Source organism: Embleya sp. NPDC008237, assembly GCF_042956465.1.
In the GTDB taxonomy this organism is placed as follows: domain Bacteria; phylum Actinomycetota; class Actinomycetes; order Streptomycetales; family Streptomycetaceae; genus Embleya.
In genome coordinates, this window is sequence record NZ_JBIBGL010000011.1 from 188,817 (window position 1) to 209,449 (window position 20,633).

At 72.2% G+C, this 20,633-nt stretch carries 21 protein-coding genes; 14 read left to right on the forward strand and 7 right to left on the reverse strand.

Going from position 1 to position 20,633, the window contains the following annotated elements:
- Window positions 1-729: 729 nt before the first annotated feature.
- On the forward strand, window positions 730-1,515 hold the full coding sequence (locus ACFZBU_RS27785) for a hypothetical protein (protein WP_391586392.1): 786 nt from the start codon (window positions 730-732) through the stop codon (window positions 1,513-1,515).
- 53 nt (window positions 1,516-1,568) lie between these two features.
- Window positions 1,569-1,838 carry a DUF4235 domain-containing protein gene (locus ACFZBU_RS27790; protein WP_391586393.1) on the forward strand — a complete coding sequence of 90 codons (270 nt, stop codon included), beginning with the start codon at window positions 1,569-1,571 and terminating at the stop codon, window positions 1,836-1,838.
- Window positions 1,839-2,078: 240 nt separating this feature from the next.
- Here ACFZBU_RS27790 and ACFZBU_RS27795 read toward each other — a convergent pair whose 3' ends face one another.
- Window positions 2,079-2,852, reverse strand: coding sequence for a phosphotransferase (locus ACFZBU_RS27795; RefSeq protein ID WP_391586394.1), 774 nt, complete (start codon window positions 2,850-2,852; stop codon window positions 2,079-2,081).
- 54 nt (window positions 2,853-2,906) lie between these two features.
- Window positions 2,907-3,239, reverse strand: coding sequence for a hypothetical protein (locus ACFZBU_RS27800; protein WP_391586395.1), 333 nt, complete (start codon window positions 3,237-3,239; stop codon window positions 2,907-2,909).
- Between the two features lie 220 nt (window positions 3,240-3,459).
- Between ACFZBU_RS27800 and ACFZBU_RS27805 the strand changes: the two genes are divergently transcribed.
- Both ACFZBU_RS27805 and ACFZBU_RS27810 read left to right on the forward strand, forming a co-directional pair.
- On the forward strand, window positions 3,460-4,140 hold the full coding sequence (locus ACFZBU_RS27805; RefSeq protein WP_391586396.1) for an HAD-IA family hydrolase: 681 nt from the start codon (window positions 3,460-3,462) through the stop codon (window positions 4,138-4,140).
- Window positions 4,141-4,234: 94 nt separating this feature from the next.
- On the forward strand, window positions 4,235-4,936 hold the full coding sequence (locus ACFZBU_RS27810; protein ID WP_391586397.1) for a L,D-transpeptidase family protein: 702 nt from the start codon (window positions 4,235-4,237) through the stop codon (window positions 4,934-4,936).
- 107 nt (window positions 4,937-5,043) lie between these two features.
- Here ACFZBU_RS27810 and ACFZBU_RS27815 read toward each other — a convergent pair whose 3' ends face one another.
- The 3 genes from ACFZBU_RS27815 to ACFZBU_RS27825 all read right to left on the reverse strand — a co-directional run bounded on the left by ACFZBU_RS27815 (window position 5,044) and on the right by ACFZBU_RS27825 (window position 8,319).
- Window positions 5,044-6,309, reverse strand: a complete 1,266-nt coding sequence (locus ACFZBU_RS27815) for a TerD family protein (protein ID WP_391586398.1) — start codon at window positions 6,307-6,309, stop codon at window positions 5,044-5,046.
- A 140-nt stretch (window positions 6,310-6,449) separates the two neighbouring features.
- Window positions 6,450-7,373 (reverse strand): TIGR03619 family F420-dependent LLM class oxidoreductase, encoded by a 924-nt coding sequence (locus ACFZBU_RS27820; RefSeq protein WP_391586399.1) that lies wholly within the window; start codon window positions 7,371-7,373, stop codon window positions 6,450-6,452.
- Between the two features lie 94 nt (window positions 7,374-7,467).
- Window positions 7,468-8,319 (reverse strand): SDR family NAD(P)-dependent oxidoreductase, encoded by an 852-nt coding sequence (locus ACFZBU_RS27825; protein WP_391586400.1) that lies wholly within the window; start codon window positions 8,317-8,319, stop codon window positions 7,468-7,470.
- 111 nt (window positions 8,320-8,430) lie between these two features.
- On the opposite strand from ACFZBU_RS27825, the gene ACFZBU_RS27830 reads away from it, so the two are divergent.
- Complete coding sequence (locus ACFZBU_RS27830) at window positions 8,431-8,847, forward strand: MarR family winged helix-turn-helix transcriptional regulator (RefSeq protein WP_391586401.1); 417 nt, start codon at window positions 8,431-8,433, stop codon at window positions 8,845-8,847.
- Window positions 8,848-8,967: 120 nt separating this feature from the next.
- On the forward strand, window positions 8,968-9,948 hold the full coding sequence (locus ACFZBU_RS27835; protein ID WP_391586402.1) for an LLM class flavin-dependent oxidoreductase: 981 nt from the start codon (window positions 8,968-8,970) through the stop codon (window positions 9,946-9,948).
- 110 nt (window positions 9,949-10,058) lie between these two features.
- Here the strand turns inward: ACFZBU_RS27835 and ACFZBU_RS27840 are convergent, their stop codons facing one another.
- On the reverse strand, window positions 10,059-10,817 hold the full coding sequence (locus ACFZBU_RS27840) for a hypothetical protein (protein WP_391586403.1): 759 nt from the start codon (window positions 10,815-10,817) through the stop codon (window positions 10,059-10,061).
- A gap of 118 nt (window positions 10,818-10,935) precedes the next feature.
- On the opposite strand from ACFZBU_RS27840, the gene ACFZBU_RS27845 reads away from it, so the two are divergent.
- The 4 genes from ACFZBU_RS27845 to ACFZBU_RS27860 all read left to right on the forward strand — a co-directional run bounded on the left by ACFZBU_RS27845 (window position 10,936) and on the right by ACFZBU_RS27860 (window position 15,273).
- Complete coding sequence (locus tag ACFZBU_RS27845) at window positions 10,936-11,814, forward strand: metal-dependent hydrolase (RefSeq protein WP_391586404.1); 879 nt, start codon at window positions 10,936-10,938, stop codon at window positions 11,812-11,814.
- Between the two features lie 146 nt (window positions 11,815-11,960).
- Window positions 11,961-12,680, forward strand: a complete 720-nt coding sequence (locus tag ACFZBU_RS27850) for a DedA family protein (protein ID WP_391586405.1) — start codon at window positions 11,961-11,963, stop codon at window positions 12,678-12,680.
- Window positions 12,681-12,720: 40 nt separating this feature from the next.
- Window positions 12,721-13,659, forward strand: coding sequence for a hypothetical protein (locus tag ACFZBU_RS27855; RefSeq protein ID WP_391586406.1), 939 nt, complete (start codon window positions 12,721-12,723; stop codon window positions 13,657-13,659).
- 219 nt (window positions 13,660-13,878) lie between these two features.
- On the forward strand, window positions 13,879-15,273 hold the full coding sequence (locus ACFZBU_RS27860; RefSeq protein ID WP_391586407.1) for an NlpC/P60 family protein: 1,395 nt from the start codon (window positions 13,879-13,881) through the stop codon (window positions 15,271-15,273).
- Between the two features lie 113 nt (window positions 15,274-15,386).
- Here the strand turns inward: ACFZBU_RS27860 and ACFZBU_RS27865 are convergent, their stop codons facing one another.
- A complete protein-coding gene (locus ACFZBU_RS27865) occupies window positions 15,387-15,878 on the reverse strand; it encodes an inorganic diphosphatase (protein WP_020549566.1) in 492 nt (163 codons plus the stop codon).
- Between the two features lie 151 nt (window positions 15,879-16,029).
- Between ACFZBU_RS27865 and dacB the strand changes: the two genes are divergently transcribed.
- The 4 genes from dacB (at window position 16,030) to hpt (ending at window position 20,538) form a co-directional block, all read left to right on the forward strand.
- Complete coding sequence (gene dacB, locus ACFZBU_RS27870) at window positions 16,030-17,433, forward strand: D-alanyl-D-alanine carboxypeptidase/D-alanyl-D-alanine-endopeptidase (RefSeq protein ID WP_391586408.1); 1,404 nt, start codon at window positions 16,030-16,032, stop codon at window positions 17,431-17,433.
- A gap of 134 nt (window positions 17,434-17,567) precedes the next feature.
- Entirely contained in the window at window positions 17,568-18,716 is a 1,149-nt protein-coding gene (locus ACFZBU_RS27875) for a zinc-dependent metalloprotease (RefSeq protein WP_391586409.1), read from the forward strand.
- 228 nt (window positions 18,717-18,944) lie between these two features.
- On the forward strand, window positions 18,945-19,925 hold the full coding sequence (gene tilS, locus ACFZBU_RS27880; protein WP_391586410.1) for a tRNA lysidine(34) synthetase TilS: 981 nt from the start codon (window positions 18,945-18,947) through the stop codon (window positions 19,923-19,925).
- A 46-nt stretch (window positions 19,926-19,971) separates the two neighbouring features.
- Entirely contained in the window at window positions 19,972-20,538 is a 567-nt protein-coding gene (hpt, locus tag ACFZBU_RS27885) for a hypoxanthine phosphoribosyltransferase (protein WP_078979398.1), read from the forward strand.
- Window positions 20,539-20,633: the final 95 nt, after the last annotated feature.

The following is a 20,633-nucleotide window of genomic DNA, read 5'->3' on the forward strand; positions in this document are numbered from 1 at the left end:
CCCGAATACGACGGGCCGGCCGGAGACGGCGGGGGTACCGGACGCGTCCGGCCGGTCGGCCCCGACGGGTGGAAGGGACGGGATGGGGATCACGGATGCGGCGGGATGTCCGATGCCGGCGCTCGCGCCGAACAGCACGGCGCAGCACGCGAGTACCGCCCCGACTCGATGCACCCGGCTGGGCGGTTCGGGTGTTCCGGACACGGCGGGCACGCATACCTCCGGCACTGCCATCCGGGCGCGGCCGGATCTCGGGTGGGTTCGACGGCGCCCGCCGGAGCCGATGCCGGCCGAGGGAGCCGCTCTCGAAGCCCGATCCTGTGCCGAATGCCCGCCGGTTCGGGACACGGCACGCGGAGCGGCGTCGAGCTTCACCCACACGCGTGGACCGCTCGGTCCCGACAGCGACCCCGTCCCGACGGCCCCCCGAACCCGCCGAGCGGGTGATCCGTCGGACACGCCGCCGCGCATCCGGGTGACATTCCCGGATCTGCGGCTCGGTTGTTCCTAGCCTCGACCGGGAGACACCGACTCCGGCATCGACGCACCGAACGCCGGGACCGTGTCCTCGGTCCTGCCGGGTCTGCGCCCCCGGCAGGATCGGGGAGACGGCCCCGGCCGTCGAAGGCCCGCCGAGGACGAATGACCGGCCTTCCGCCGGGCAGGCGCAGGGCGCGGTCCTCGGCGACGGCGCGAGGACATCGAGACCGTGAAGAGGAGTACGCACCGATGAGTACCCCAGGCCGGAACCCCGGCGGCAAGTCCGCGTCGGGCGAGCCGGAGGAAACCGTCGTCGCGCCACCGAGCGAACCCGCCACGGCGGCGTTCGGCGAACCCCGCCTCCCCAGGCAGGAACCGGACCGGGAAACCGGGCCGGATCGGCGGCCGAACCGCAAGCAGGAGCAGGTTGCGCACGCCGTCGAGGAGTTGACCCAGGCGGAATTGCCGGCCGAGGTGCACCAAAAGGTCGGCGAAGCCGCCGAGAACACCGGCCGGCGGGTCGACCGGGCCAAGCAGAGCGCGCAGCGGGCGACCGGCCGGGCCAAGGAAACCGCGACGCACAGGGCCGAGCAGGCCAAGGAGGCCGCAATGCACGGAGCCGAGCGAGCCAAGGACAGCACGGCGCACAAGGCGGATCAGGCCAAGGAGGCCGCGAAGCACGGGGCCGAGCGGGCCAAGGAGGCGACGCTGCACCGGGCCGAACAGCTCAAGGAGGCCGCCTCGCACGCGGGCGATCAGGTCAAGGAGGCCGCCCGGCACAAGGCCGCGCAGGCCGGGCACAAGGCGGACCGGGTCCGTGAGACGGCCGGCGACCGGATCGTCGAGGCCAAGGACCGCACCGTCGAGGTCGGGCGCACCGGCCGCGACCAACTCTTCGACCACACCCCCGACCCGCTTCGGCACGCGACTCTCACCGGGTCGGCGGAGGTCCGCAAGCGCCCGTTGCCCGCGATCGCCGCCGCGGTCGCGACCGTCGCACTCCTGATCTGGGCGATTCGAAGGTCCCGCCGGTGAGCGGCGGATCCGGGTCCCGAGGGCGTTCGGACGAGGTGAACACCAAGTCCGCCATGCGTACCGGAAAGTTGATGTACCGCCCGATCGGCATGGTTGTCGGTGTGGTGGGCGGGATAGCGGCGACCAGGATGTTCAACAAGACCTGGAAACTGCTCACCCACCAGGAGGACGCGCCCGACGCGATGGACCGCGACCGGGGCTGGGGCGAGATCCTGGCCGCCGCCGCCGTTCAGGGCGCGATCTACGCCGTGGTGCACGCCGCCGTCAACCGGGGCGGTGCCATCGCCTTCCGGCGCGGCACCGGTATCTGGCCCGGTCACTGAACGATCGGCCGGCGGAGGGGGCGGGCGCACAGGCCCGCCCCACCGGCGCGCCCGGTCTCGCGTGCGCGGGCCGTCCCCCTTGCCCGAGGCGACCCGCCCCATCGGTCCGTCCGGCCTCGCGTGCGCGGGCCGTCCGCCTTGCGCCTGGGCGAGCAGACACCACCGCCCGACGAACTCGTCGTCCGGCTCGAGCGACCGGTCGGCGAAGGGTGCGTCGCGGCACGGGCGAACTCGCCCGCCTCAGCCGGCCGCCGCGCTCCGCGTCCACATCCGCAACATCCGACGGGTCGCCTCGTCCGCGCCGGGCCCGTACTTCGTGGGCGCCGTCGCGGCGATCGCGACCCGTACGTCCGCCTCCGACCGGCCCGCGCCCCGCGCGTACTCGGCCGGCAACACGGCGTCCAGCGCCGAGGCCGACTCGGGCTCGGCCGAGTGCGCCAGGATCAGCCCGGCCAGGTCCTCGCCCGGCAGTCCGTAACCCGCGTGCGACCAGTCCAGCAGCACGATGTCCTCGTCCCGCGCGATCAGATCCACCGGCCGCAGATCCAGGTGGCACTGCACGTACGGCAGTTCGGCGGCGCGCGCCGCCAGCCGCCCGACCGGAGGCGGGCGCTCGAACAGCCAGGACGGCCCGGCCGGTCGGGGAGCGGCCTGTGCCGCGCCGAGCCGGCGGGCGAAGTCGATCCATCGGGTCAGGTCCCACGCGGTCCCGGGGCAGCCGCGCACGTAGTCGAGCCACAGTGCCACCGACCCGTCCCCGCGCCGATCGGCGCGCAGCGCCCTGGGCGCGGTCAAGCCGTAGGCGGCGTACACCTCGGCCGCGAAGCCGCTCTCGTACGCCTCGACCTCGCGGGCCCAGTAGCGCGGATTGGCCGGCGCCGTACCGTCCGGCGTAGCGAGTTTGAGCACCGCGTCCGCGCGGCTGCCGAGCACGTGCCAGACGTCGGAGCGGGTGGACAGCGGTGCGGCGCCCAGCGGAGAACCCAGCTCGGGCGGTACGGATTCGATCCGCACGGGCGGCGGCGCGGGGGGCTCGCTCAGGGTCGACTCCGGGACGTGCGCCGGCGGTCAACGGAAGACCGGGGCTCGGGGTGGACGGCGGCGACCGATGTGGTGCCGGTAGGCGTGCAGGGAGGTCGTCGGGCGGCGGGCGTGGCGGGCTCGACCCGATCGCACGGTGTGCCCGGTCGGCCGAGGCACGGCGGGCAGGGCGAGTGCGGCCGGCGCGGCGGACGCGGCGGCGGAGGCGGCGGCGGGTTCGATCGCAGGTCGAGTGGTCGACGGCGGGGGTGTCGGGGTCGGCAGGGACTGGGGCCCCAGCATGCGGTCCTCGAACCAGGCCAGCCCGGGTATCAACAGGAACATCACGATCAATGCCAGCAAAGCGAGAACCAAGTACATGAGCTGCCGCCTGGGGGTGAGCGCGTCCGGGCCGTAGTCACCCCCTAGCCGGTAGGGATCGGCGCAAACGTGACAGTTAGGCAACGGAGCTCGTTGACCCAGGTCCGAAGATGGTCGATTCGGAGCGATATCAGAGCTGTGTGGGTGATTGAGCCCCGTAACGTGATCATCCGGCGGGAAGACCTCGACGCCGCGCCGCCGCTCCTGACAGCCTGGCCGCATGGTGAACGACGGCACGACGCTCGACTGCGACGCGATCCTGTTCGATCTCGACGGCGTGCTGGTGGACTCCCATCCCCTGATCGAACGCATCCTGCGGATGTGGGCGCTCGACCGCGGCGTCGATCCGGACGCGGCCGTCGCCGCCTCCTACGGACGACGGGACATCGACCTGGTGCGCGTGGTCGCCCCCACGCTGGACGCCGAGGTCGAGGCGGCGTGGATCGTCGAGCGCGAGGAACGGGACTTCACCGGCATCTGCCCGATGCCCGGCGCGGCCGGTCTGCTGGCGATGCTGCCCGCGGCGCGCTGGGCCATCGTCACGTCCGGCACCCGGCGTGTGGCCAGTGGCCGACTGCGCGCGGCGGAGCTGCCCGAACCGGTGTACATGGTCACCGCGGAGGACGTCCGCGAGGGCAAGCCGGCCCCCGAGGGCTACCTGCGCGCGGCCGATCTGCTGGGTGTGCGGCCGGATCGTTGCCTGGTCGTGGAGGATGCGGAGAGCGGGGTACGGGCCGCGGAGGCGGCCGGGATGCGGTGCCTGGGCATCGGGGCGGCCCTGGCCGGGGGCGGGATCGGCGCCGCCCTGGACGCATGGGCGGCGGATCTGCGTCCGGTGAATCCCGAACTGGTCACGGCGGGACATGTCCGGCTGAACATTCACACGAATGGGTCAAACTAGGAACGCAACCTCCCGAGCCCCATCGGCGTCTACAAGGGTGCACGACTCGGGGAACACTCCACATTTGGGTTTGGGTCGGGAGAGGCACCACTCGATGAAGAAGACTCGTATATCCCTCGCGGTCACCGTGACCGCGATCCTGGCCTTGTCGGCCTGCAACTCCGGCTCGTCGAGTGACTCGACCGCGAAGGCCGGTGCGCAGTCGTCGCTGCCCGTCACCTCCTCGTCCGCGCCCGTGACGCCGGCGCCGGAGAGCACCGCGCCGACCTCCGCCGCACCCACGACCAGTGCGCCGACCAGTGCCACCCCCACGTCCGCCAAGCCCAGCACCAGCAAGCCCGCCACGAGCAAGCCGCCGACCAGCAAGCCGCCGACGACCAAGCCCGCCTCGCCCAAGCCGCCGGCCGCCCAGGCCGGACTGGACGAGCGGTGCCTGACCGGCCGGGCGATCTGCATCGACAAGCGCACCGACCGGCTCACCTGGGTGATCGACGGCAAGGCCCAGTACTCCACGGCCGTGCGCTTCGGTTCGGCCGAGACGCCGACCCGCGAGGGCGCGTTCAGCATCAACTTCAAGAGCCGCGACCACGTGTCGACGCTCTACCACACGCCGATGCCGTTCGCGATGTTCTTCTCCGGCGGCCAAGCGGTGCACTACTCGGCAGACTTCGCCGCCCACGGCTACAACGGCGCCTCGCACGGCTGCGTGAACGTCCGGGACAAGGGCCTGGTGCAGCAGCTGTTCAACGAGACCCGCGTCGGCGACAAGGTGATCGTCTACCGCTCGGCCAAGTAGCCCGGGATCCCGAGGATCGTCCACCGCTCGGCCGTCCCGGCGAGCCCCGCGATCGACGACCGCTCGGCCACGACGACCGAGCGGTGGTGCCCTGCCGGGCCACCGGATCAGCGCTCGCGCGGCGAGCGCACCGTCTTGAACTCCGCGGGGCCCGCGCCCATTTCGAAGGTGCCGTCCGGGTAGAGCATCGGGCGGCGCTCCTGCATCAGCTTCGAGTACTTCTCCACGTGCTGGATCGAGACCCCGTCGGGGTCGGTGAAGTCGACCAGCGCGATCGCCACCCAGAACACCGCGCGCTTGTTGTTGAACAGCGGCACGTTCACGGTGGAGCCCTGGCCGTCGGTGACCTCGGCGTGCGCGCCGTAGGACTTGAAGCTGCCGAAGCCGTTCTCGACCGCGCTGTACGCGCAGATCAGCACGTAGCCCTGCTCGTCGGGGCGGGTGATCCGGACCGTCTCCCGGCCGGGCACGCGCGAGTCGCCGTCCAGTTGGATGTAGGGCGCCGCGGTCAGGCTGCCGAGCTCGCGGTAGTAGATCACCCCGTCCTTGTCGCCCTTCTTCGCGCCCACCTTGGAGCGCGGCACGAACAGCGCGTACAGGTCCAGGTCGGCGCCGGTCTTGCGGCGCGCGTCGTCGCCGCCGTCCCAGACCAGCGACGCGGTCACGGTGATCGAGCGGTCGGCCTTGTCCATGTTGATCGTCGCCCGGCCGCCCTTGGCCAGGTCGACCCGGCCGAGCGGCTCCTTGGCCATCGAGATCGGCGCGGGCGCGGCCGGTGCGGGAGCCGCGGCGGGCTCCTTGACCATCACGTGCGCGGGCGCGGCAGGAGCGGGGGTCGGTTCCGGCTCCGGCTCGTCCTCGACCGAGATGCCGAAGTCGGTCGCCAGCCCGGCGAGGCCGCTCGCATAGCCCTGACCGACCGCGCGCACCTTCCACGCGTCACCGCGGCGGTACAGCTCGACCAGGACCGCGACCGTCTCGCCGCCGGCGAACGCGTCCGGTGTGTAGCCGATCCGCGCGTCCCCGGACACGGTGACCGCGCCCAGACCCGGCACCTGGCCCAGGGTCATCCCGGGGCGGTCCGCGTCCGAGCTCACCACGACCACCACGCGCGCGATCTCGGCGGGCAGCTTGGCCAATTCGACACTGACGTGGGTGGTTCCCGCGGGGCCGGCGGCAGTGCGCACCGCGCCGTCGCCGCCGACCGGATTGTTGAAGAAGACCAGATCCTCGTCGGTGCGTACCTTGTGCGCGTCGGTCAGCAGCACGGCGGACACGTCCACGACGTCGGTCGAGCCCCACCCGATCGAGACCTCGGCGCGGTCGCCGGTCAGGGGCGCGTTGGCGCCGGTGGGCAGCGTGACGTCGGACATGGAGGGCCCTCCCGCGTTGGACAAAGGCGCCGTTTCGCGCCCTGATCAGGGGAACGACCCTCCCACCGACGACGTTCCGCAATCCCGCAACTTTCCCCAAGCAGGGGTAAAGCCCCAGGTGGAAAGCGCCACCCGGGGGCTCAGCCCCCGGACACCACCCGGTCGAACAACTTCCGGGCCTCGGTGAAGAACGCGGGCGCGTCCCGGGGACCGGAGCAGAACACCTGGATGGGCAGGTGCACGGCGGTCGCACCGGCGGCGATCACCTCGCTCGCACCGGCCATCGTGCGGGCCAGGTCGAAGCGCCCGGCGTCGTCCTTGACCATCGGCAGCGGGCCCTGCACCCGCAGCGCCGCCGGGTCGCGCCCGGCGTCGGCGAGCGCCTCGCGGATGCGGACCACGTCCCGGGCCATGTCGGCGGTGGACAGGCCCATGATCGGAATCCAGCCGTCGCCGCTGTGCACGATCCGCTCCAGGTTGCGCTTGTTCAGCGTGCCACCGATCCACAGCGGCACTCCGCCCGCCTGGACCGGCTGCGGTGCGCAGTAGACGTCGGCGAAGTTCACCGTCTCGGACGCGAAGGACGCGGGCAGGTTCGTCCACAGCGCCTTGCACGCGGCCAGGGTGTCGGTCAGCAGCCGCCCGCGCGCGTCCCAGTCGATCCCGGCCGCGTCGTACTCCTCGCGCTGCCATCCGGTGGCCACCCCCAACTCCAGCCGGCCGCCGGAGACCTGGTCCAGCGTCGCCGCGGTCTTGGCGAGCAGCGTGGCGCTGCGCAGCGGGGCGACCAGGATGCCGGTGGCCAGGCGCACGTTCGAGGTGACGGCGGCGATCGCGGCGAGCAGGGTGAGCGGCTCGGGCCAGGCCGCCTCGGGCGGCGTGGGGAAGCGGCCCCACGTGTAGTTCTGCGTGTTGGGGCCCATCACCACGTGGTCGACCAGGACGATCCGGTCGATGCCCGCGTCGTCGGCGGCCCGGCCGACGTCCACGAAACCGCGCCAGTCGCCGGCGGGCCAGGTGCCGAAGTTCGGCAGGCCGATGGAAAGTTGCACGTCGGTGGTCATGCGGATGCTCCGTCGCGTCGAGGTCGGGTCGAGGTCGGGTCGAAGTGGGATCGAGGTGGGTCGGCGGGCCGGCGGGCCCGGGTTTGCCGGTGGTTCAGCGCGATTCGGCGTAGGGATCGCGGCCGGCCGTCGCGGCGTCGATCACCGCGTCGCCGAGCGCGGCCCGGGCGTACTTCTCGAAGGACGGAGCCCGGCGCAGCTCGTTGCCGCCGTCCACGGCCAGGCTCTGGCCGGTGGTCCAGGACGATTCGGGGCCGGCCAGATGGCGGACCGCCTCGGCGATGTCCTCGGGCAGGCCGGTGCGGCCCAGCGGTTTGTTCGCCAGGAAGTGCGCGATCATCTCGTCGTCGCGGAAGATCCGGGCCTCCTCGTGCGAGCGCACCAGGCCGGGACGGACGGCGTTGACCCGGACGCCGGCCGCGCCCAACTCGTCCGCGGCGGCCCGGACCAGCGCTTCCAGGCCCGCCTTCCCGGCCGCGTAGCCGCTCAGGAACGGCATGGTCAGCTTGGCCGCGGTCGAGGACACGCACACGATCGCGCCGCCGCCGCGCGCGGCGATCACGGGTGCGGCGTACTTGATCGCCAGGAACGCGCTGTGCGTGTTGCGGTGCAGGTCGGTCAGGAACGTGTCGTCGTCCATGGCCAGGATCGGTGCGGTGCTCCCGCCGCCCACGGTCGCCACGCAGACGGCGAGCTCGGGGCCCGCCGCCCGGACCGCGGTACGGATCCCGTCGGTGCTGCAGGCGTCGGCCGCGACGATGCGCACCTCGGTGCCGGCCGGGGCCTGCGCACGCAGGCGTTCGGCGGTCGCGGCTAGGGCATCGGCCCGCCGGGCGGTGAGGGTGACCGAGCAGCCGTCGCGCAGCAGTCGGGCCGCGCAGGCGGAGCCGATGCCGCCGCTGCCACCGGTGACCAGGGCCATCCGGCCGGCCAGGATTGCGGGCATGGGCGGGTTCCTCTCCCGGGGTGACCAAGAGAACTGACGACATGTCAGCTCCGAGCAGACGTTACACCTCGAATCATTCGAGCTGTAACGAAGTTCGGCTAGAGTGTGGCCATGACCACGGGGAAAGGCGAGCTGCCGGGACTGACCGCGCTGCTCTACGCGGCCACCGCACGATTGGACGCGCACTTCGCCGCGTGCGCGGGCTCCGTCGGCCTGACCGCATCCCAGGCGAACGCGGTGCACGAACTCGCCGAGCCGCTGGGCATGCGCGAGCTGGGGCGGCGGATGTGCTGCGAACCACCCAATGTGACCTTCGTGGTGGACCGCCTGGTGGACCGCGGCCTGGTCGAGCGCCGGCCGCATCCGGGGGACCGCCGGGCCAAACTGATCGCACTCACCCCGACCGGCGCCGCGTTGCGCGAGCGTCTGTTTGCCGCGCTCGCCAGTGATCCGCCGCTGACCGGCCTGCCGGACGCCGACCGGCGTGCCCTGCGCGTACTGCTCGACCGGGCGCTGCGCACCGGTTGACCAGTGCCGCACCCGGCACTGGGCCGGCCCTGGTTCTCCTCGACGTGCACGACTAACCTGACGCCCCATCAGAGAGTGCGGCGCCGCTCATCCCGGCGACGCCGGGGACAGGAGTACGGCATGGCTGTGTTCGCGCTGCGTTTCGACTTCCGCAATCCGGCTTTCGCCGGGACGAGCATGGGGGAGCGCTACGCGGCGGCACTCGACATGGTCGAATGGGCCGATCAGCGCGGATTCTTCATGGTCACGCTGTCCGAGCACCACGGCTTTGCCGACGGCTACCTGCCCGCCCCGCTCCAGTTCGCCGCCGCGATCACCGCGCGCAGCCGCAACATGGGCGTGACCATCGCGGCGATACCCGCGCCGCTGCACGATCCGCTGCACCTGGCCGAGGAACTCGCGGTGCTCGACCTGCTCAGCCAGGGCCGGGTCAACGTGGTGCTCACCAACGGCTACGTCGACGCCGAGTTCGCGATGTACGACGTGCCGATGCGCGAGCGGGTCAAGCGCACCGTGGAGACCGTCGAGACGTTGCGCAAGGCGTGGACGGGCGAGGAGTTCGAATTCCGGGGCCGGACGGTGCGGGTGACCCCGGAGCCGTTCCAAAAGGGTGGCCCGCCGATCATTCTCGGCGGCAGCGTCGAGGCCGCCGCGCGCCGCGCCGCGCGTATCGCCGACGGGTTCATGCCGTCCAATCCGGCGATCTGGGAGTTCTACCGGGACGAGAAGGTCAAGCTCGGCGAGGAGGACCCGGGTCCCTACTTCGGCGGCGACACCAGCTTCTTCCACCTCTCGAACGACCCCGACCGGGACTGGGACCGGATCGCGCCGCACGCGCTGCACGAGGTCAACGCCTACGGCGAGACGATGGCCGCGGCGGGCACCTCGGGCGTGGGCGGCTATGCGAGCGTCACCGATGCCGACGCGCTGCGCGCGGGTGGGCAGTACCGGGTGATCACCCCGGAGACCCTGGTGGCCGAACTCAAGGCCCAGGGCGACGCGGCGTTCGCGATCCTGCACCCGATGATGGGCGGCATTCCGCCGGAGCTCGCGTGGGAGAGCCTGCGCCTGTTCGAGAACGAGGTGCTCCCGAACCTGTAGTGCCGCACCCGTGGTGCGCACCGCAGTCGAGAGCCGCAGCACGTCGGCGACATCGGCCGGCCGCGTGCCGCCACCGCACCGCACCGCACCGGAGGGCCACCCCCCTGCGGTCAGCGGTGCGGTGCGCCGGCGACGAAGTCCTTGGTGTGGTCCCACCACGTGCGCCGGTCGGGCGGGAAGCGGCGCAGTGAGCGGGCCAGTTTGGTGTCCGCGTGCGGCGAGGTGCGCCCCGGGCCCTCCTTGTACCGCCAGCGCGCCCACGGTGATTCGGGCTTGGCGATGCGCATCGCCGACACCATCGCGACGAACGGTACGAAAACGCCGATCAGTCCGGTGGCGACCTTGCCCTTGGCCAGCGCGCACAGCGCGAAGGCCAGGTTGAACACCACCACCGTCGCGGCCACCGGCTTGCTGTCGCCGTCGCCCAGGCCCAGCGGGTTGGCGCCGACGAACAGCAGCAGTCCCATCGCGGCGGTGATCAGTACCGCGTCCACCGACTTGCGGCCGTCCGCCGCCCAGTACACGTCGTCCAGGTGTACGAGCAGCGCGAATTCGTCCAGCGTCAGGGCGGCGCCCATCCCGAAGAACCCGGCGAGCACCTGACGCAGCGCGCCGCCCGGTTCGTAGGCGAACTCCAGCGCGCCCGCGATCAACATCAGGAAGATCCCGTACACCTGGTGGTGCACGTGCACCTTGCCCACCACCATGTTGCGGAACGGGCCCTTGCCCGCCCGGATCAGCCGGGTGATCAGGCGGGTCACCGCGAACGTGAAGATGAATGCGACGAGCATCCAGCCGACACCGTGCGGTCCGGGCTCGGCGTCGCCCGCCAGCCGCGCCGTGGTCGAGATCCAGCCGTGGTGTTGCACAAACCGTCCCTGCTCGCGATTCCTGTGTGAGGAGGATTGTCCATGATCGAATGGACTGCACGGCGCCATTGCCGCACCGGCACGATGGCGACCGGATCGAATCGAGGTTAGGACGCAGATGGCTCTCCCCACGACCTCCACCGAGGTGACCTTCCCCGCGGGCGCGACCACCGGCGACGCGCCGATCCTGGCCGCGCCCGTGCTGCCGGACGGGCGGACCGCCCTGGTGGTGGCCAGGACGCCGTTCCACCCGCTGGACCACACCTGGCCGGACCAGCCCGCCGACACCGGGGTGATCCGGGTGGCGGGCGCGGAGTTGGTCGTGTCGGACTGTGTGACCGGCGCGGTCGGCCCGGACGGCGAGTTCGCGGTCGGCGAGGCGATCGGGGTCCGGCGCGGCGACGAGGACTGGTCCTGGCTGGTGCTGCACGTCCTGGACCGGGCCCCGGGCGATGTGGGCGACCTGGTCGGGGCGAGTGCCGAACTGGCCGTGGACGCCGACCGTCGGGCCGCGCTCAGCGCCGCGCACACCTCGTGCCACCTGCTGGCGTTCGCGCTCAACGCGGTGCTCGCGCCGCGCTGGCGCAAGGAGGTGCGCACCGACAGCCTCGGCCGCCCCGACTTCGACAACCTGGCGATCACCTCGTCCCGGATGGACGAGGGCGGCAGCCGCGACGACTACCGGATCGGCAAGTCGCTGCGCAAGAAGGGCTTCACCGCGGACGGCCTGGCCGAGGACCTGCCCGGCATCCGCGACGAGGTCGAGGCGCTGCTGGCGCAATGGCTGAAAACCGATGCCGAGGTGCGGATCGAGGTGCCCGGCCCGGCGCTCACCGCCCGTCGGGTGTGGCACTGCGGCCTTCCGGACGGCGACGCGCACATCCCGTGCGGCGGCTCGCACCTGGGCCGGCTCGGCGAACTCCGGGCCCTGACGATCGAATTGAACCTGGACGAGGACGGCGCGCTCGTCGCGCGGACCCGGCCCGACCGCGCCTGAGACCCGTCCGAGGACTTCCGCAGCGCCCGTCGGGAACCGGTCCCACGATGCGGACGTTACCTTCGGAAGGAATTCTCTTTGCCTAACCATGACCTGGTCGGGGGACTTCCGACGTCCGCCATCACCCGTTCCGGGAGGCTCGCGCCGTGCACACCATCGCCCTGGGTCCATCGTTCCTGGATCCCGACAAGCTGATCTCCACATTCGGCCTGATCGGCATCCTGGTGATCGTCTTCGCCGAGTCGGGGCTGCTGATCGGCTTCTTCCTGCCGGGCGACTCGCTGCTGTTCACCACCGGTCTGCTGGTCTCGGACGGCAAGTTCTCGCAGCCGCTGTGGCTGGTGTGCCTGCTGTTGTGGGTGGCGGCGGTGGCGGGCGACCAGGTCGGCTTCCTGTTCGGTCGCAAGGTGGGGCCGTCCCTGTTCAACCGACCCGACTCGCGGCTCTTCAAGCGCGAGAACGTGGAGAAGGCGCACGAGTTCTTCGAGAAGTACGGACCGCGCTCGATCGTGCTGGCCCGGTTCGTGCCGATCGTGCGCACATTCACGCCGATCGTCGCGGGTGTCGCTCGGATGAGGTACCGCACATTCGTGGTCTACAACGTGGTCGGAGGATTCCTGTGGGCGTGCGGGGTCACCCTGCTCGGCCACTCGCTCGGGCAGGTGCGGTTCGTCCGCGACAACATCGAGTTCATCCTGGTCGCGATCGTGCTGATCTCGGTGATTCCGGTCGCGATCGAACTCCTGCGCGCCCGCTCGGCGTCGCGCAAGCAGGCCGCGGTGGACGGGTCGGAGCCCGCCCCGGGGCGGGGTCGGCACCGCGCGAGCGACGACCGGCCGGACCCGGAACCGGGTCATCGGCGCTGAGCCGTACGGGTTGGTGCCGGGCGCCAATAGAGTTCACGCCATGCGCGCTCAACTTCTGGCCCGGGCAACCCTGCCGTCCCTGTGGAGTCTCGACCGCATTCCCGGCGCGGCGGCCTGGCTCGCGCACGGCGTGGACGGCTCGCTCGTCGTGCTCGACGACTCGCTGGGCATCGTGCGCGAGGTGCGATTGCCCGAGGACTGGCGGGGCGGCCACTCGGTCACTCCCGACCTCGGGTACTTCGTCGCCTCGGCACCCGACCGAGTGGTGGTGCTGGACGCGCAGGGAAGCGAGGTGTGGGCCCACCCGCACCAGCCGTGGGAGTTCGAGGAGGCCGGCTCCTGCGCCGTCACCTCGGCCGGCATCTGGGCCGTGGTGCGCACCGCCGAGGGCGACCGGTGCGTGCTGCTGGACGGCGCGGACGGCACCGCGCGGGCGGTGTGGCCGCTGGATCCGGCCACCGTCGGCTCCGAACTCATTCCGCACCCCGACGGCGGGCATGTGGGCCTGGCCGCCTCGCACGCCGACGACGCGTACCGGGTCTTCGTGCTCGGCGCGGACGCCCCGGACCGGGTCGCCGAGGTGCCGCCGGGGGAGAGTCGGGTGCTGACCGACATCCACGGCTCCGGTCGGATGATGCTGACCACGCCGATCGAGGCCGGCCCGCTTGCCCTGGTGCGCTACCCGGACGGCGCGGTGATAGCGGCCCGGCCGGGGGAGCAGGTCTTCCCGGACCCGGACGAGGTGTTCGACATCTACGCCGGCTTCGTACGCCGAGACCTGGTGCTCGCGGCCTCCTCGGGCGAGCGGCACGTGCTGTTCTCGGTGCCGGACCTGCGGGCCATCGCCGAGGTCGAGTACCCCGAGGACGCGCCGCGCGAATGGCTCGTGGTGCGCTCCGACGGTGTCTGGCTGACCGCCGACGCGGAGTCGGGCACGGTGTGCATGTGGTCCCTGGAGCAGCCGGCGGCCACCGGCTGAACCGACCGCGGGGTGCGCTCGGGCGCCCGGGCCGGCGCGGGCGAACGCCGAGTCCCGGGTGGCGCACCGATGTTCGAGTGGTGCGTGAGGGATAAGCCCATTAGCGGGAAATATGTCGCTTATGGTGCGATTGCGATCACCGATCGTTAGCGTGAGGAGACCTGCCCGGAATCGGAACGTCCGGTTCCCCTCGGTGCCCGCCGCTTGGAGGGAGACCGCATGCCTCGACCGTTCATCCGCGCCGCAGTCCCGGCCGGACTCGCCGCCGTCCTCGTCTTCACGATCACCCCCGGAGCCCTCGCCGACGATCCCTCCGGCACCGCCCACCCCGGCGCCGACCGGGTTCGCCGGGCGCAGGACGCGGTCACCGGCAAGGTCGACGACATCGGTCGGATCGAGGCCGAACTCGACCGCGAGGCAAACGATCTGGAACGGCTCGACGTTCGCGCCGGCGCCGCCGTCGAGGCGTACAACGGGGCCGTGGTGTTGCGGCAGCAGACCCACGACCGGGCCGAGGCCGCCGACGAAAACCTGCGCTCGGCGGACGCCCGACTGGTCGGCACCCGAGCCGAACTCGGCCGGCTCGCCGCGCAGGCCTACCGGATGGGCGGCGGCGCCCGACTGGGCACCTTCCAGGCGGTCCTGGGCGCGGACTCGCCCGCCGACCTGGTCTCCCGGATGGAGAGCATGCGCCGGATCTCCCAGGACGGCGACGACACCCTGCGCCGCGGCACCATCGCCGTCCAGGACGCGGCAACCGCCAAAGCCGACGCCGAACACAGCGCGGACACAGCCGCCCGCGCGACCGAGGCGGTCCGCGCGGCCAAGGACCGGGTCGAGGCCGAACTCGCCGCACAACAACGCCGAGTCGGCGAGATCGCCGCCCGGCGCACCGCGCTGCTGACCGAACTGGCCACGCTGAAGCAGACGTCCGTCGCACTGGAGACACAGCGCCGGGACGGTGTGGCGGCCGAGGCTCGGCGCCGCGCCGAGGAGGAGGCCCGCGCCCGGGCCGAGGCCGAGGCGGCCCGGGAGGACGCCCGCGGGGAGGCCGACCGACAGGCCGAGGAGGCGCGCGCGCAGGAGGCGAAACCCGCGAAGCCGAGCACGCCGGCCAAGCCGAGCACGCCGAGCGCGCCGACCAAGTCGACCAAGCCCGCCAAACCCGCCAAACCCGCCAAGCCGACCAAGCCCGCCAAGAGCCCGGCCGCCCGACCCGACACCTCCGGCAAGACCGCCGCGGACAACGGCGGCGCGGCCGCCGCGGTCGCGTACGCGAAGGCGCAACTGGGCAAGCCCTACGTCTGGGGCGGCGAGGGCCCACGCGGCTACGACTGCTCGGGCCTGGTCATGCAGGCGTGGCGCAAGGCCGGCGTGAGCATGACCCACTTCGCCGCCACGCAGTACTCCCAGAGCACCCCGGTGTCGTATCGGAACCTGCGTCCGGGCGACCTGATCTTCTGGACGGAGACCAAGAGCGCCTCCGACATCCACCACGTCGCGATGTACCTGGGCGGCGGCCGGATGATCCACGCCCCGCGCACCGGCGACGTGGTCAAGATCAGCAACATGTTCTACATGGGCACCCCGGACTACTACGCCCGCCCGTCCTGACCGTGCCCACGACCGCTCGGTCGACCGACCGCCACCACGACGAACGCCGGTCGCCGGCAGCCACCCCGGAGGGTGCCCGCCGGCGACCGGCGTTCGTGCGAGGGGCTACCCGGTCAGTGGTGGCCCTGCTCGGTGAGCCGCTTGCGGGAGGCCTCGACCTCGGCCTCGGCCTCGTCGCGGCCGACCCAGTTGGCGCCCTCGACCGACTTGCCCGGCTCCAGGTCCTTGTAGACCTCGAAGAAGTGCTGGATCTCCAGCCGGTCGAACTCCGAGACGTGGTGGATGTCACGCAGGTGCTCCACGCGCGGGTCCGTGGCCGGCACGCACAGGACCTTGTCGTCGCCGCCGGCCTCGTCCGTCATCCGGAACATGCCGATCGCGCGGCACCGGACCTGGACGCCCGGGAAGGTCGGCTCGTCCAGCAGCACCAGCGCGTCCAGCGGGTCACCGTCCTCACCGAGGGTGTCCTCGATGAAGCCGTAGTCCGCCGGGTAGCGCGTCGACGTGAACAACATCCGGTCGAGCCGGATGCGGCCCGTCTCGTGGTCCACCTCGTACTTGTTGCGCGATCCCCGGGGGATCTCGATGGTGACGTCGAACTCCAAGGCTCCTCCATAGTGCTGCGCCGGGACCGTTGCCGGGACCGTTAGGGTCGTTCTGTCCGCGAGGCCGAACCCGGCACAGGTCCCGGACAGAACCTGATCTGATCTCAGTGTCTCGCATGGCCGGTGGTCCGGCGGAAGGGGATGGTCTCGCGTGGCCGGCATAAGGAGCAAAGCGATCGCCGCGGCCCTGGCGGCGATCGTGCTGGCCGTTCTCACCACGCTCGTGCACGGGTCGTGGAGGGGCGAGCCCCTGGCCGCCCGAGCCGACGAGAAGACCAAGCGGGTCGCGAGCGCGCAGCCCGTGCTGGCACCGGTGTCCGGGGAAGCCGCGGGCGCCACCCCGACCGAGGCCGGCATCCGGGCCGCGCTGGACCCGCTGACCAAGGCCACCGCACTGGGCGCCCCGCCTGCGATCGCCGTCGTCGACGCGCTGACCGGCAAGGCGCTGTACGGCGCCAACCAGGACCGGGCGGCCACCCCCGCGTCCACCACGAAGATCACCACGGCGGTGGCCGCGCTCACCGCGCCGGGCCCCGATCATCGAATCGCCACCCGCGTGGTGCCGGGCGCGACGCCGGGCACCATCGTGCTGGTCGGCGGCGGGGACCCGACGCTGACCGCGCTCGACGGGCAGCAGTACGGCAGCGCCTACCGGCCCGCCCGGCTGTCCGACCTGGCCGCGGCGACCGCCAACGCGCTCAAGGCGACCGGCACCACCCAGGTCAAGCTGCAGTACGACACCACCCTGTACACCGGCCCGGCCCTGCACGCGATCGGCGTCAACGAGAACATCGCCCCGGTGGTGTCGCTGATGGTCGACGAGGGCCGGGTGGACCCGACCGTGGTCGGCAAGGAGAGCAACCGGGTGCCGTCCCCGGGCATCGACGCCGCGAAGAAGTTCGCGGCGCTGCTCAAGACCGCGGGCATCACCGTCGACGGCACGCCCGCCCAGGGCACCGCGCCCACCGGCGGTGCGCCCGAACTCGCCTCGGTCCAGTCCCCGCCGATGTCCGCGATGGTCGAACAGATGTTGACCTTCAGCGACAACGACCTGGCCGAGGCCCTGTTGCGGCAGGTCGCGATCGCCGGCGGCCAACCCGCGAGCTTCCAGGGCGGAACCGTCGCGGCACGCAAGGTCCTGGAGGGCCTGGGCGTGAACTACGGGGCGTCCGCCCTCAAGGACGGCAGCGGTCTGGACAAGGAGGACCGGCTCACCCCGCAGACGCTCGTGCAGACCCTCGCGGTGGCCGCGTCCCAGCCGCACCCCGAACTGCGCTGGGCCCTGACCGGCCTGCCGATCGCGGGCTTCACCGGCACCCTGACCGAGCGGTACGGCCCGAACAGCGGCTCCGCCGACGCGGCCGGCGTGGTCCGGGCCAAGACCGGCTCGTTGACCGGGGTCAGCACGCTGTCCGGCCTGGTCCGCGATCGGGACGGCAGGCTGCTCGCCTTCGCGATCCTGGCCGACAAATTCACCGGCGACCCCGACCCTGCCCGCGCGGCGATCGACCGGATGGCCGCCGCGCTGGCCGACTGCGGCTGTACCACCGCCTGACCCGCGGGTCGCGGCGACCGGCCCGCTTCGCACCGGCGGCCGAGCCGGTCCGCGCGCCCACAAATCCCGATCCCGATGAAGTCGTGGCCCCCGGTTCCTCTTTCGATGCCGCGCCGAGCACGTACCGTGGCCGTATGACGAGCGGCAACGGTGCGGACATGATCGATTGGGACCTGGCCGTGGCGACGGCGAACCGGCTCGTGCGGCCGGGACCGGACGTCGGACGGGACGAGGCACGGGCGGTCGTGGCGGAGCTGCGTGCCCACGCCAAGACGTCCGAAGGACACGTACGAGCGTTCACGGGACTCGATTCGGGCGACAACGACACCCCGGTCCTGGTGGTGGACCGACCGGGCTGGGCCCGGGCCAACGTGCAGGGCTTCCGGCACGTGCTGCGACCGCTCCTGGACAAGGTCGAACAGCGCCGCGAGAGCGTGCCGGGCGGCGCCGCGCTGGGCACCGTGGGCGGCAAGGTGACCGGCCTGGAACTGGGCACCCTGCTCGCCTTCCTGTCCTCGCGCGTGCTCGGCCAGTACGAGACCTTCGCGCCGCAGAGCCCGGGCGCGAGCGGGCGCGGCCCCGGGCGGCTGCTCCTGGTCGCCCCGAACATCGTCCAGATCGAGCGCGAACTCGGCGTGGACGCGCACGATTTCCGGCTGTGGGTGTGCCTGCACGAGGAGACCCACCGGACCCAGTTCACCGCCGTGCCGTGGTTGCGCGACCACCTGGAGCAGGAGATCCACGGCTTCCTCGGGCAGACCGAGCTCGACCCGTCCGCGCTGCTCGGCCGGCTGCGCGAGGCGGTCTCCACGTTCGCGGGCGCGCGCCGTGCGGGCACCGACGGCGACGGTGAGGGCGGCTCGCTGGTCGAACTCGTCCAGACACCCGAGCAACGCGAGATCCTGGGCCGGATCACCGCGGTGATGTCGCTTCTGGAGGGGCACGCCGACTTCGTCATGGACGGCGTCGGGCCGCAGGTCATCCCGACCGTGACGGAGATCCGGGAGAAGTTCGCCGAGCGGCGCGCCCAGGGCACCGGGCGGCTCGACCAGGCACTGCGCAAGCTGCTCGGCATGGACGCGAAGCTGCGCCAATACCGCGACGGCGAGCGGTTCGTGCGCGAGGTGGTCGGGCGGGTCGGCATGGACGGCTTCAACCGGGTGTGGACCTCGCCCAACACGTTGCCCACCAAGGCCGAGGTGGCCGAGCCGGGCATGTGGGTGGACCGGGTGCACGGCAAGGCCGGAACCGCGCCGACCGAGGACCCCGCCGACCCCGCGTGAGGCGGCGCGCGACACCCGACGCGGCGCCTCCGCGCGCTTTCTCGCGCCGCGGGCGGGCCGACGCCGGCCCGCCCGCGTCCTCATCCGGGCGACATCCGGTGGTGTCTGCGGCCCGGGGCGCTTCGGGTGACGTAGCGTGGGCAAACCAATTCTCTTCGGCATTTCTCGCGGAGGCCGCGACCTCCGCGAACCGGCCGAACCGGACGTGCAAGGAGGTGTCGTCGAGTCGTGGGACCCCATCCCGCCGTGGCCGCCACCAGGCTGGCCGTCCGCAAGACCCTGCGCGAGCTGCAACCGGGTGACCTCGTCCTGGTGGCCTGCAGTGGTGGCGCGGACTCGTTGGCGCTCGCAGCGGCCACCGCGTTCGAGGCCCCCCGCGCGGGTCTGCGCGCCGGAGCCATCACCGTCGACCACGGACTCCAGGCGGGCTCCACCCGCCGCGCCGTGGATCTGGTCGCCCGGCTGCGCGACCTGGGCCTGGGCCCGGTCGACGCGCTCGGCGTCACCGTCGGCACCCGGGGCGGCCCGGAGGGCGCCGCGCGGCTGGCCCGATACACCGCGCTGGACACCGCGGCGAAGAAGCACGGCGCCGCGCTCGTGCTGCTCGGCCACACCCTGGAGGACCAGGCCGAGACGGTGCTGCTCGGGCTGGCCCGAGGCTCCGGAGCCCGCTCGCTCGCCGGCATGCCACCGCTGACCGGCCACTACCAGCGCCCGTTCCTGGAGCTGGGCCGCGACATCACCCGGCAGGCGTGCGTCGCGCAAGACCTGCTGCCCTGGGAGGACCCGCACAACGCCGACCCCGCCTACACCCGGGCACGGGTGCGCCACGAGGTGCTCCCGGTGCTGGAGAAGGCGCTCGGCCCCGGGGTGTCCGAGGCGCTGGCCCGCACCGCGCGGCTGTTCCGCGACGATGCCGAGGCACTCGACCAGTGGGCCGACCGGGCCCAGGCCGACGTCACGCACGACGACGGCGAGCTCGAGGTCGCCGGGCTGGCCGAGCTGCCCGCCGCGGTCCGCCGCCGGGTGTTGCGCCGTACGGCGGTCGGCGCGGGCAGCCCCTCCGGCGCGCTGTTCGCCCGGCACGTGGAGGCGGTGGAGAAGCTGGTCATCTCCTGGCACGGCCAGGGGCCCATCCACCTGCCCGGGGGCGTCGAGATACGCAGGCGGTGTGGCAGGCTTCTCTTTCACCGGCCGGCTCAATCCTGACCGGTGACCGCGGGGCTCAGTCGAAAACTTCGTAGTAAGGCATGTGGTGGACGAGAAGGACATGGGCGCCGACCTCGAAAGGGTCCTCGTCACGCAGGAGGAGATCGAGGCGAAGCTCGTAGAGCTCGCCGAACGGATCGACGAGGACTACCGGGGTCAGGACCTGCTGCTCGTCGGCGTGCTCAAGGGCGCCGTCATGGTCATGGCCGACCTCGCCCGGGCCGTGCACTCGCCGGTCAAGATGGACTGGATGGCGGTGTCCTCCTACGGCTCCGGCACCAAGTCCTCGGGCGTCGTGCGCATCCTCAAGGACCTCGACGCGGACATCGCCGGTCGGCACGTCCTGGTCGTCGAGGACATCATCGACTCGGGCCTGACCCTGTCGTGGATGCTCGCCAACCTCACCTCGCGAGGCCCCGCCTCGCTGGAGGTGTGCGCGTTCTTCCGCAAGCCGGAGGCCGCCAAGGTCGACATCCCGGTCAAGTACGTGGGCTTCGACATCCCCAACGAGTTCGTGGTGGGCTACGGCCTCGACTACGCCGAGCGCTACCGCAACCTGCCGTTCGTGGGCACACTGGCCGAGCATGTGTACGGCGGTTCGAAGCCGACCTGACCCGCTCGGGCGCATGGAATACGGCTTCGGGTTTGCGCGATCGACATCCTGTAACAGCATCCGGGAACAAGGGGAACGTTTTCCCTCGTTGGAGG